The organism is Luteimonas sp. A277, from assembly GCF_054052045.1.
On the sequence record NZ_JBSVRG010000012.1, the window covers coordinates 23,710 to 35,572 of the forward strand.

At 68.7% G+C, this 11,863-nt stretch carries 7 protein-coding genes; 3 read left to right on the forward strand and 4 right to left on the reverse strand.

What is annotated here, in order from left to right; all coding sequences use genetic code 11:
- Positions 1-22 precede the first annotated feature (22 nt).
- Entirely contained in the window at positions 23-715 is a 693-nt protein-coding gene (locus tag ACW7G2_RS12435) for a polysaccharide biosynthesis/export family protein (protein WP_456976247.1), read from the reverse strand.
- Positions 716-953: 238 nt separating this feature from the next.
- The gene (locus tag ACW7G2_RS12440; RefSeq protein ID WP_456976249.1) at positions 954-1,748 is read right to left on the reverse strand and encodes a tyrosine-protein phosphatase; all 795 of its coding nucleotides are present in this window, start codon (positions 1,746-1,748) and stop codon (positions 954-956) included.
- A 311-nt stretch (positions 1,749-2,059) separates the two neighbouring features.
- On the opposite strand from ACW7G2_RS12440, the gene ACW7G2_RS12445 reads away from it, so the two are divergent.
- On the forward strand, positions 2,060-2,305 hold the full coding sequence (locus ACW7G2_RS12445; RefSeq protein WP_456976251.1) for a hypothetical protein: 246 nt from the start codon (positions 2,060-2,062) through the stop codon (positions 2,303-2,305).
- Between the two features lie 195 nt (positions 2,306-2,500).
- Here ACW7G2_RS12445 and uvrD read toward each other — a convergent pair whose 3' ends face one another.
- Positions 2,501-4,717, reverse strand: coding sequence for a DNA helicase II (gene uvrD / locus ACW7G2_RS12450; protein ID WP_456976253.1), 2,217 nt, complete (start codon positions 4,715-4,717; stop codon positions 2,501-2,503).
- 45 nt (positions 4,718-4,762) lie between these two features.
- Complete coding sequence (locus ACW7G2_RS12455) at positions 4,763-7,708, reverse strand: bifunctional diguanylate cyclase/phosphodiesterase (protein WP_456976255.1); 2,946 nt, start codon at positions 7,706-7,708, stop codon at positions 4,763-4,765.
- A 504-nt stretch (positions 7,709-8,212) separates the two neighbouring features.
- Here ACW7G2_RS12455 and ACW7G2_RS12460 point away from each other — a divergent pair.
- Both ACW7G2_RS12460 and ACW7G2_RS12465 read left to right on the forward strand, forming a co-directional pair.
- Entirely contained in the window at positions 8,213-8,902 is a 690-nt protein-coding gene (locus ACW7G2_RS12460; RefSeq protein ID WP_456976257.1) for a glutathione binding-like protein, read from the forward strand.
- Between the two features lie 218 nt (positions 8,903-9,120).
- Positions 9,121-11,391, forward strand: a complete 2,271-nt coding sequence (locus ACW7G2_RS12465) for a DPP IV N-terminal domain-containing protein (RefSeq protein ID WP_456976259.1) — start codon at positions 9,121-9,123, stop codon at positions 11,389-11,391.
- The last annotated feature ends 472 nt before the right edge of the window (positions 11,392-11,863 follow it).

Sequence of the window (11,863 nt, forward strand, 5' to 3'; positions counted from 1 at the left end):
TGGAAGCGTGGGATCAGGTGGATCAGAGGGCGAGGAACAGGCCCAGCAGCGGCGCCGACCTGATGAATTCGCGGAACGTGGACTTGCTGCCGGAACGCTCTATCACGACGATGTCGTCGCCGTAGATCTGCGGGTCGGCGAGCTCGCCGCGGCGGACCATGGTCAGGTCATAGGCTGCGGCCATGCGCTTTCCGTCGATTTCACGGAACAGCAGCACCCCGCTCAGATCGGCGAATTCATCGGTGCCGCCGGCCATGGCGACCGCCTGCAGCAGCGAGGTCCTGCCGGTGAGGGGGTAGATGCCTGGCTTGCTGAAGGCGCCTTCCATGGTGACCCGCTGGCTGGTGTATTCCTTGACGAAAATGGTGACCTGGGGGTTCTGCAGATAGCCGTCGGAGTACTTTTCGGCCAGTTCCGTCTCCAGTTCCGGCACGGTCTTGCCGCCGGCCATGACGCTGCCGATCAGGGGCACGTTGATCATGCCGTTGGAGTTCACCCGGGCCTGGTGGGACAGCTCCTGCACGCCGAAGACGCTGATTTCCAACAGGTCCTGGGCGCCGACGCGGTAGTCGGTGGCGCCTTCGTAGGCGCCCGAGGCGGTAGTGGTGTCGGGCGCGGGCAGGTCACCGGTGTAGGCGCGCTTGGGGGCGCCGCCGCACGCGGACAGGGCGATGCCGAGCAGCAGGACGGTGACGATGTTCAGCCAGGATCGCATTCGGGTCTCCACGGCCAGGATTGGCGACGCGACGCCGGCTGGCAACGCTCTGACGTCCGTATCGCCGCCTGGCAGGTTCGGCGGGCGCGTAGTGTACCGCGCAAGATAGGTGATGCAGGTCTCATTTGTTCACGCAGCCCGGTGATTGGCAACGGCGCAAGGGATGTTGGGTTCGCGGGGCGTCGGGGGCGTAGCCTCGACCTACGGGACGATGCTGGGTTCGGGGCGTAACGCCGACCTACCGGAAGAGGCGGTGGAACAGGCTGCGCCTGGGGGTGGGCGGGGGGCGGGTTTCTGCGAGGGGGGGCGGGAGTTCACTGGCGGGGCGGTTGTCCAGGATGCCCTGCGGGCGGGTGGTGACCATATGGGTGGCTTCTTCGGCGCCGACCAGCTTTGTCGCGGCCTCGCGGGCTTCCGCCAGCAGCGGCGGGCGGCGGCGCGGATCGTGGGCGTCGGTGGCCAGGATCATGCAGTGCCCTTCGGCCACGAAGCGCTCGCCCCAGTGCTGCGGGCGGCGGCCGTGGCGGCCGGTGAGCGCGCCGGCGGTGATCTGCATCCAGGCGCCGCGGCGGGACAGTTCCACGAAGGTGGCGTAGTGCTGTTCCACCCAGCGCAGGCGCTCGGGGTGGGTGATGACCGGCACGTAGCCGGCGGCCATGAAGGCGAACACTTCCTGCTCGAAACCCGGCGGGGCCACGTGGTGCGGCGGCTCCAGCAGCAGGTAGCGGGAGCCGGCAAGGGTGGGCACGCTGAGGTCGCGGATGCCTTCGATCAGGCCCGGGGCCAGGTGCACATCGGCGCCTTCCACCAGGGTGAGGGCGATGCCGGCGGCGTCGAGTTCGGCCTGCAGGGCGGCGATGGCGGTGCGGATGCCATCGCCGGTGTTTTCGTACAGGCCGGGGTAGATGTGCGGGGTGCAGGCGACGGTATGGATGCCGTCCGCGACCGCCATGCGGGCCATTTCCAGCGACATGGCCAGATCGGTGGCGCCATCGTCGATGCCGGGGAGGAGGTGGTGGTGGAGATCGATCATCGGAGGGGATTCTACGGGTACGAACGCGCGGAACGTGTTGATGCCCCGCGTGACGATTGGCCACGCGGGGTGGCGTCGGTCGTTACGCGGGGGCCGACGCCTCGTGGCGATGATCATATTCACGCGGTTTCGCGAGGCGTCGGTCGTTACGCGGGGGCCGACGCCTCGTGGCGATGATCATATTCACGCGGCTTCGCGCGCATGGCGCGCTCCTACGGGGGATCACATTCGGGTGTCTGGGATCGCGGCCCGCTTGCTTCGATCCGCCGGCGGCCCCATTTGGATGTTCTGGCAATACAGAAGGCCCCCTGATGTACGGACGTGAACGCCGCCGGTCCGGCGACCCCGATCCCGACGCGCTGCGCGCGGGACTGACCGCAGCGCAGGCCAAGGCCCTGCACACCCTGGAACAGTTCGGCTGGACGCTGCGCTTCGTGCGCCGGCCGATGTTCATGGACCCGGTGCCGGTGGCGTTTGACCGCGAAGGCGATAAGTGGGTGGTGATCGAGCCCGACGGCAGCCTCAACGGGAACCCCGGATTCAAGCTTCGGGATTGAGCGTCGCCCTCCCCGGTAGGAGCGCGCCATGCGCGCGAAACCGCGTGACGATTGGCGTGCGGTGTGGCGTCGGCCGGTGCGCCGGGGCCGACGCCTCGTGGCAATGATCATATTCACGCGGCTTCGCGCGCATGGCGCGCTCCTACGGGGAAGGGCCATTTGTGCGACGCGTGACCCGGCCCACGGCGGATGGGATCAGCCGGGTTGGAGGTTGGCGTAGGCCAGCACCAGCCATTTGCTGCCGACGTCATCGAAATTGACCTGCACGCGGGCGTGGGCGCCGGCGCCTTCGATGTCGGTGACCACGCCGCCGCCGAATTTGGGGTGGCTGACGCCCTGGCCGATGCTGATGCCGGGGTTTTCATCCACCACGGCGTGGCCGCGGCTGCGCTGCCTGGGCTGCGGAAAGGCGGGGCGTGAGACGTTCGCGCGCGGACGCACGTCGTGCAGCAGTTCGGCGGGGATCTCGCGCAGGAAGCGCGAGGGCATGCCGAACATGTCCTGACCGTGCAGGCGCCGGGATTCCGCATAGCACAGCACCAGCTTCTGCCGGGCGCGGGTGATGCCGACGTAGGCCAGGCGGCGCTCTTCTTCCAGCCGGCCGACCTCGTCCACCGAGCGCTGGTTGGGGAACAGGCCCTCTTCCATGCCCACCAGGAACACCAGCGGGAACTCCAGGCCCTTGGCGCTGTGCAGGGTCATCAGCTGCACGCCGTCTTCGCCGGCCTGGGCCTGGCCTTCGCCGGCCTCCAGGGCGGCGTAGGCCAGGAAGGCGACGAGTTCGGTCATGCCTTCGGTCTCTTCATCGTCGCCGCGTACGAAGCGCGAGGCGACGGAGACCAGTTCGTCGAGGTTGTCGATGCGTGATTCGGAATCGAGCACGCCGCGGCTTTCGCGCGCCCAGTGCTCGCGCAGGCCGGAGCGGACCAGTACGTGGTCGAACTTTTCCGGCAGCGGCAAAGTGTCGACCTCGTTGGCGAGGTCGTCGATCAGGGTGTGGAAGCCGGCCAATGCATTCCGGGCGCGCGCGGCGAGGCTGGAATCCTGGCTGCAGCGCTGCGAGGCATCCCACAGCGAAAGGCTGGCGGCGCGGGCGGTCTGGCGGACCACATCCAGGGTGCGGTCGCCGATGCCGCGGGTGGGCGTGTTGACCGCGCGCTCGAAGGCGGCGTCGTCGGCGCGGTTGGCCACCAGGCGCATGTAGGCCAGGGTGTCCTTGATTTCGGCGCGCTCGAAGAAGCGCACGCCGCCGTAGATGCGGTACGGGACCTCATCACCTACCAGCTGTTCTTCCAGCGCGCGCGACTGCGCGTTGCTGCGGTAGAGGATGGCGCAGTCGCCGTAGCTGCCGCCGTCGCGCACCCACTGGTTGATGCGCTCAACGACGAAGCGCGCCTCGTCGATCTCGTTGTAGGCGGCGTACAGGTCAACGGTTTCGCCCTGCCCGCTGTCGGTCCACAAGCGCTTGCCCAGCCGTTCGGGGTTGTGGGCGATGACCGCATTGGCGGCATCGAGGATGTTGGCGCTGGAGCGGTAGTTCTGCTCCAGGCGGATGGTCTGCGCGCCCTGGAAATCCTTGAGGAACTGCTGCACGTTCTCCACTTTGGCGCCGCGCCAGCCATAGATGGCCTGGTCGTCGTCGCCGACCACGAACACCTTGCCGCCGCCTCCATCTGCATCGCCGCCCGCCAGAATCCGGATGAAGGCGTACTGGATGGCGTTGGTGTCCTGGAACTCGTCCACCAGGATCTGGCCGAAGCGGTGTCGGTAGTGGGCGAGGATGGCCGGGTTGTCGCGCAGCAGCTCGTGGGAGCGCAGCAGCAGCTCGGCGAAATCCACCAGGCCCGCCCGGTCGCAGCGCTCCTGGTACAGGGCGTAGCTGCGGCGCATGGCGTTGGCCCATTCGTCATCGCCGGGCTGGATGTGCTGCGGGCGGCGGCCCTCATCCTTCTGGGCGTTGATCCACCAGGCGATCTGGCGCGGCGGGAAGCGGGCTTCGTCCAGCTCCAGCTGCTGCACCACGCGCTTGACCAGGCGCTGCTGATCATCGGAATCCAGGATCTGGAAGCTTTCCGGCAGCTTGGCATCCTGCCAGTGCAGGCGCAGCAGGCGATGGGCCAGGCCGTGGAAGGTGCCGATCCACATGCCGCGGGTGCCGGGCCCGGCGCCGTTGCGGTCCAGCATGGCGCTGGTGCGCTGGCGCATCTCGGCCGCGGCCTTGTTGGTGAAGGTGACCGCGAAAATGCCGTGCGCGGGCACGCCGTGGACCTCGTTGAGCCAGGCGATGCGATGGGTGAGCACGCGGGTCTTGCCCGAGCCTGCGCCGGCCAGCACCAGGTAATGCCCGGGCTCGGCGGTCACGGCCTGGCGCTGGTCGGCGTTGAGGCCGTCGATCAGGTGGGAAACATCCATCGCGCCATTGTAAACCCGCGGATGGAACGCCCCCCTGGAACGCTCCTACAGGTCCCGACGATCGGTGGGTCCAGGGTCCGCGAGGTGGGTAATCAGGGTCTCGAAGGGCATGGGCTTGGCCAGCAGGTAGCCCTGGAATTCATCGCAGCCGCGGGCGCGGAGCCATTCGTGCTGGGCGGGGGTCTCCACGCCTTCGGCGGTGATGCCCAGGCCCAGCGCCTGGGCCATGCCGAGGATCGCGGAGCAGATGGCCTGGCTGTCGGTGGCCGTATCCAGGTCGCGCACGAAGGATCGGTCGAGCTTGAGCCGCTGCAGCGGCAGGTGCTGCAGGTAGGCCATGCTGGAATAACCGGTGCCGAAGTCGTCGATCGCGATCGAGGCGCCCAGCGCGCTCAGCGACTGCATGATGCCGGTGGCCGTCTCCGGGTTGGCCAGCAGCACGCTCTCGGTCAGTTCCAGCTCCAGCACGCCGGGCGGCAGCCCGTGCCGGGCCATCACCGCGGCGATTTCCCCCACCAGCTCTTCGCGCACCTGCAGGGCCGACACGTTGACCGCCATGCGCAGCCCCCCGTGGCCCAGCTGCTCGAGCTCGCGCCAGCATCGGGCCGCCTGGTCGAGCACCCAGCTGCCCAGCTGCATCACCAGCCCGGACTCCTCGCAGGCCTCCATGAACGCACCCGGGCCCAACAGGCCGCGCTCGGGATGGCGCCAGCGCACCAGGGCCTCCATGCCGGCGGGCCGTTGCCAGACGTCGAACTTGAGCTGGAACTCCAGTTCGAACTGCTGCTCCTCCAGCGCCCGGTGCAGTTCCTGCACCAGCGCCAGGCGCTCGGCGGCGTGCGGGTCGAGCCCGGAGTGGTAGGCCACGCTGCGGTTGCGGCCCTCGTGCTTGGCACGGTCGACCGCGCGGCTGGCAAGGCGCAGCAGCTCCGCTCCGGAGCCGCCGTCGCCGGGGTAGCAGGCATAGCCAAGGCTGGCGGTGGTGAGCAGTTCGATGCCACGCACCGGCACCGGTCGCGAGACCGCAGCGCGCAGCGCCTCCGCCCGTTCGCAGACCTCCGCGCCGGTGAGGCCGCCCAGCAGGATGCCGAACTCGTCGCCGCCAAGACTGCCCACCACGTCACCGCTGGCTGCGGCTTCCTCCAGCCGCCGGGCCTGCGCCACCAGCACCTCGTCACCAACCACTCTGCCAAGGCTGTCGTTGATGAGCTTGAAGTGGTCCAGGTTGATGAGGCTCACAGCGATCCCGGCGCCGTCTCCGGCAGTCACCGCCGCGTCGATGGCGTCGTCGATGCGGGCGATGAGCGCATCGCGGTTGAACAGCCCGGTCAGCGCTTCGTGAGAGGCGCGCCAGGCCAGGTCGCGCGCGGCCATGCGGCGGGCGGTGATGTCGGTGAGGATGCCGACGAAATGGGTGACCCCGCCCTCCTTGCCGCGCACCGGCGAGAGCCGGATCTCGCGCCAGTACTCGCCCTCGAGTGCCCGCGGGCCGGCGACTTCCACCGAGGTGCCCTGCCCGCGCTCGATCGCGCTGCGCAGGATCGCGCGGACCCCGTCGTCGGCAATGGTGTCCACCGCCACCCGGGTCATTGAGAGCCCCGGCGCGCCGCCGATCCCGCACAGGCGCGCGAACGCCTCGTTGGCATACACCAGCTCCTCGCGCGCGACATCGACGATGAACACCCCTTCCCCGCTTGATTCCACCGCGCGCCGCAGCAGGCGCAGATCGGCCTCGGCGCGGACCTGCTCGGTCACGTCCAGGGCCAGCATCAGGCGCGCCGGCCGGCCGTCGAAGGAGGAGATGTCGCGGGCGAACACCAGCGCGCTGAAGGGTTTTCCGTCGGCCCGCAGGTGCGGCCAGATGCGGCGGCCGTAGGCATTGGGATGGTTGCGCAGCTCTTCGCGCACGTCGTCCTCGGTAACGCCTTCGGCCAGCACCCGCGATGCCGGAAGGCCCAGGAACGCTTCGCGCTCGTAGCCGTACTGTGACTCGGCGGCCGCGTTGACTTCCAGCACCTGGAGGGTCTCGCGGTCATAGACCACGGCCGGCAGCGGATGCTGCTCATAGAGGAACCGGTATTGCGCTTTGGCATCACGCACGCGCTCGCGCAGGTCGCCGACGGTGTGTTCACTGGCGTTGAGCGAAAGGCGTATCTCATGCTCGCGGCGGGTGGCGCGGCGCAGGAAGTACAGCCCGGATCCCCACGCGGCCATCAACAGCAGGATGCCCAGCGCCAGCGCGCATACGAAGGTCCACCAGCCCGCATGCAGGACTTTCGGCGGAATGCCGACCGTGGCGACCAGGGGCCAGCCCTTTACGGAGCGGTAGCCAACCACGCGGACCACGCCATCGAGCCGGCTCTTCGAACGCACCACGCCGGAGGGTGCTTGCTCCAATGCCGCGAAGGCCGGCGAGTACGTCGCCTGCAGGCCCGCCTGCAGGACGCCGGTATCGGAGCGGGCAAGCAGGGTTCCGTCGTGGCCGAGCACCGAAGCGACGCCGGAACTGCCGACCTCGTGGACGCGCAATACGCTGCTGAAGACGTCCACGTCCAGCTCGGCGCGCAGCCACTGGGCATTGCCATCCGCGCGTCCGGGCACCCGTACGGCCACCGGCAGACGCCAGTTGCCATCGGCATCGGAAGCAGACAGGCCGAGGTGCAGGCGTCGTGGCGCTGCCCCGGCTGCAGGGACGAAATCCGGCGCGGCGTCTTCCAGCCTCAGTCCGGCAAGGGCCGGGTTGCGCCGGGCGATGCCCGCCAGGCTGTCGTGCAGCAGCAGCGGAACCGCTTCGGGAGCCGTAGCGCCGATGACGGCGAGGCCATCGGCGAGCGCCCGTAACTCCGCTTCGACCGCGGCCAGCTCGTGGCCGACCTCGCGTGCATGGCTGTCAGCCAGTGCCTGCACGTAGCGCTGGCCGGCCTGCTGGCGCACTTGCAGATCACCCCAGGCCACCAGCGCGGCCGCGGCCAGCAGGCCCGCGAAAAGCATGCACCCGGCGAGCCACGCCCGGCGCCGCTGGGCCAGGCCAAAGTCCGTGCCTGGCTGGGCCTCACTCAATGGATTGCCCCCTGGGCTTTGCGACGCCGGACGGGTGCATGGCGGCCTGCGGCATCAAGACTGTCCCCTCCTGACAGGTCATCCGCAGCCTAGCCCCCCCGCCGTCCCAGCGCCAGATGGCGCCGCAATACCGCCGGCTGGCCCCTCCCGTAGGAGCGCGCCACGCGCGCGAAACCGCGTGACACATGGCGTCGGGCTGTTCCCGTCGGGGCCGGATCCGTAGGAGCGCGCCGCGCGCGCGAAGCCGCGTGAACCCTGACCTTGCCGCGTGGTCTCGGATACGCCGAACCCGCCGACGCCTTGCCGCACGATCACATTCACGCGGTTTCGCGCGCATGGCGCGCTCCTACAAATGGGTTGGCGATGCTGCGTTGCACGTGGGGATACGGCCGCGGGGCTAGACTCGATGATTCCCCCATTTCCGGAGCGCCGACGATGATCGACTTCTACTACTGGCCCACGCCCAACGGTCACAAGGTGACCCTGTTCCTGGAAGAAGCGGGGCTGGAATACACCATCAAGCCGGTGAACATCGGCGCTGGCGACCAGTTCAAGCCGGAGTTCCTGGAGATCTCGCCGAACAACAAGATGCCGGCGATCATGGATCACCAGCCAGCCGACGGCGGCGCCCCGCAGACGGTGTTCGAGTCCGGCGCAATCCTGATGTACCTGGCCGAGAAGACCGGAAAATTCCTGCCAACCGACCCGCGCGAGCGGATCCAGGCGCTGGAATGGCTGTTCTGGCAGATGGCCGGACTGGGGCCGATGAGCGGCCAGTACGGGCATTTCCACGTGTATGCGCCGGAGAAGATCGGCTACGCGATGGAACGCTACGCGAACGAGGTGAACCGGCTGCTGAAGGTGCTGGACAAGCGGTTGGAAGGGCGCGAGTTCCTTGCCGGCGCGGAGTATTCGATCGCGGATATGGCCGCCTACCCGTGGATCAACGGGTACGACAGCGCGCCGGTGGACATGGCCCCCTACCCCAACGTGGTGCGCTGGCAGGAAACCATCGCCGCCCGCCCCGCCACCGAGCGTGCCTATGCCTTGGCAAAGCAGGTCAACCCGGATCTCGGCAAGCCGATGACCGAAGAGCAGAAGGCGCAGCTGTTCGGCAAGCGCTGAAGGGTCCCCGGTAGGAGCGCGCCACGCGCGCGAAGCCGCGTGACGATGGGCGGTGCGGGGTGGCGTCGGCCGGTACGCCGGCACCGACGCCCCGCGGCAATGATCATATTCACGCGGCTTCGCGCGCGTGGCGCGCTCCTACGGGGGTGGGCGAATTACGACTGGGCGGGCGCGGGTAGACTTGCTCGCACGATGAAAACGTACCGCCCGAGGTTTACATGCGCCAACTGCTTGCCGCTGCCACGCTGATGATTGCCACTGCCACCATGCCCAATTCCGCCCTGGCCGATGACGGCCGCCTGACCCTGGAAGCAATCACCGGCGACGCGCCGCTGGCCGGGCCGACGCTGATGCGCCCGCAGGTGGCGCCGGACGGGTCGCGAGTGACGTTCCTGCGCGGACGCGACACGGATCGCAACCGACTGGACCTGTGGGAATACCACATTGAAAGCGGCCAGACCCGGATGCTGGTGGACTCGTCGCTGGTGCTGCCGGGCGAGGAGAAACTGAGCGACGAGGAGAAGGCGCGGCGCGAGCGCCAGCGCATCGCCGGGCTGAGCGGGATCGTGGATTACCAGTGGGCGCCGGACGCCTCGCGGCTGCTGTTCCCGCTGGGCGGGGAGCTGTACCTCTACGACCTGGCGGGCGAAGGCACCGCCGCGGTGCGCCAGCTCACCAACGGCGGCGGGTTCGCCACCGATCCAAAGCTGTCGCCGCAGGGCGGGTTCGTCAGCTTCATCCGCGAGCGCAACCTGTGGGTGATCGACCTGGCCGACGGGCGCGAAGTGCAGCTGACCCAGGACGGTTCGGATGTGATCGGCAACGGCGTGCCGGAGTTCGTGGCCGATGAGGAAATGGGCCGGCACACCGGCTACTGGTGGGCACCGGACGATTCGGCGATCGCCTTTGCGCGGATCGATGAGTCCCCGGTCTCTATCCATCGCCGCCACGAGGTGTACCCGGACCGCACCGAGGTGATCGAGCAGCGCTATCCGTTTGCCGGCGATCCCAACGTGCTGGTGCAGCTGGGCGTGATCGCCCCGCGCCAGGGCGCCCGCCCGCAGTGGATCGACCTGGGCGATGACACCGATATCTACCTGCCGCGGGTGGACTGGCGCGATGCCGGGCGCCTGACTTTCCAGCGCCAGAGCCGCGACCAGCAGACGCTGGAGCTGATCGAGGTGACGCTCGCCACCGGCGCCCAGCGCACGCTGATCACCGAGACCGCCAACACCTGGATACCGCTGCACGACAGCCTGCGGTTCCTCAAGGACGGGCGCATCCTGTGGAGCTCGGAACGCAGCGGGTTCCAGCATCTGTACATCGTTGGTGAGGGCGGCGCCAACGAAGACGGCAGCGGGCTGGTACCGCTGACCTCCGGCGAGTGGCCGGTGGCTTCACTGCTGGCGGTGGACGAAGAGGCCGGGCTGGCCTACTTCGCCGGCAACCCGGACGCACCGCTGGAGATGCACGTCAACGCGGTGCCGCTGGCGGGCGGCGAGATCGTGCGCCTGTCGCAGGAGCCCGGCACGCATGCGGCCAGCTTCGCCCGCAATGCCAGTGTGTACGTGGACAGCTGGTCGAGCGTGGAATCGCTGCCGCAGGTGGAGCTGCGTCGCAATGACGGCAGCCTGATCGCGCGCCTGCTGGAGAACGATCCGACCGATCCGGAGCACCCGTACGCGGCCTTCATCGACGCCCACCTGCCGGTGGAATTCGACACCATGACCGCCGCCGATGGCCGCAGCACCCTGCATTACAGCCTGATCAAGCCGGCGGATTTTGATCCTTCGCGCAAGTACCCGGTGGTGGTGCACGTGTACGGCGGCCCGGTGGGTCGTACGGTGACCAATGCGTGGCCTTCGCGCGGCGACGCGCTGTTCAACCAGTACCTGGCCCAGCGCGGCTACGTGGTGTTCTCGATCGACAACCGGGGCACGCCCGGGCGCGGCGCGGAGTTCTTGGGCTCGCTGTACCGCAACCAGGGCACGGTGGAAGTGGAAGACCAGGTACACGGCGTGGAGTGGCTGCGCCAGCAGCCGTGGGTGGATCCGGCGCGGATCGGCGTGCACGGTTGGTCCAACGGCGGTTACATGACCCTGATGCTGCTGGCCAAGGCGCCCGACCACTACGCCTGCGGGATTTCCGGCGCACCGGTCGCCGATTGGGCCCTGTACGACACCCATTACACCGAGCGCTACATGCACCTGCCGCAGGACAACCCGGAGGGGTACCGCGAGGCCAGCGTGTTCACCCATGCGGATGACATCCGTTCGGACAGCCTGCTGCTGATCCACGGCATGGCCGATGACAACGTGCTGTTTTCCAACGCCACCCAGCTGATGAGCCAGCTGCAGCAGGCCGGCACCGCGTTTGAACTGATGACCTATCCCGGCGCCAAGCACGGCCTGCGCGGGAAGGATGCCCTGCACCGCTACCGCCTGAGCGAATCGTTCTTCAACCGCTGCCTCGCGCACACGCCGCAGTAAACCGGCAGCCGGTACGTTCCGAACGGCGTACCGACGCGCCCCGGGGTAAGAGCGCCTCCCGGGGTAGGAGCGCCTCATAGGCGCGAAGCCGCGTGAATCATGGCGTGCGGAAATCCGTCGGACACGGCGCGGTGACCGGGGCCACACCGCGCCGCCAGACGTCACGCGGTTTCGCGCGCGTGGCGCGCTCCTACCGGGCGAATCGCTCTTCGACCCATACGTCCACCCCCCCCGTAGGAGCGCCTCATAGGCGCGAAGCCGCGTGAATCATGGCGTGCGGGAATCCGTCGGACACGGCGCGGTGACCGGGGCCACACCGCGCCGCCAGACGTCACGCGGTTTCGCGCGCATGGCGCGCTCCTACCGGGCGAATCGCTCTTCGACCCATACGTCTACCCCCCCCGTAGGAGCGCCTCATAGGCGCGAAGCCGCGTGAATCATGGCGTGCGGGAATCCGTCGGACACGGCGCGG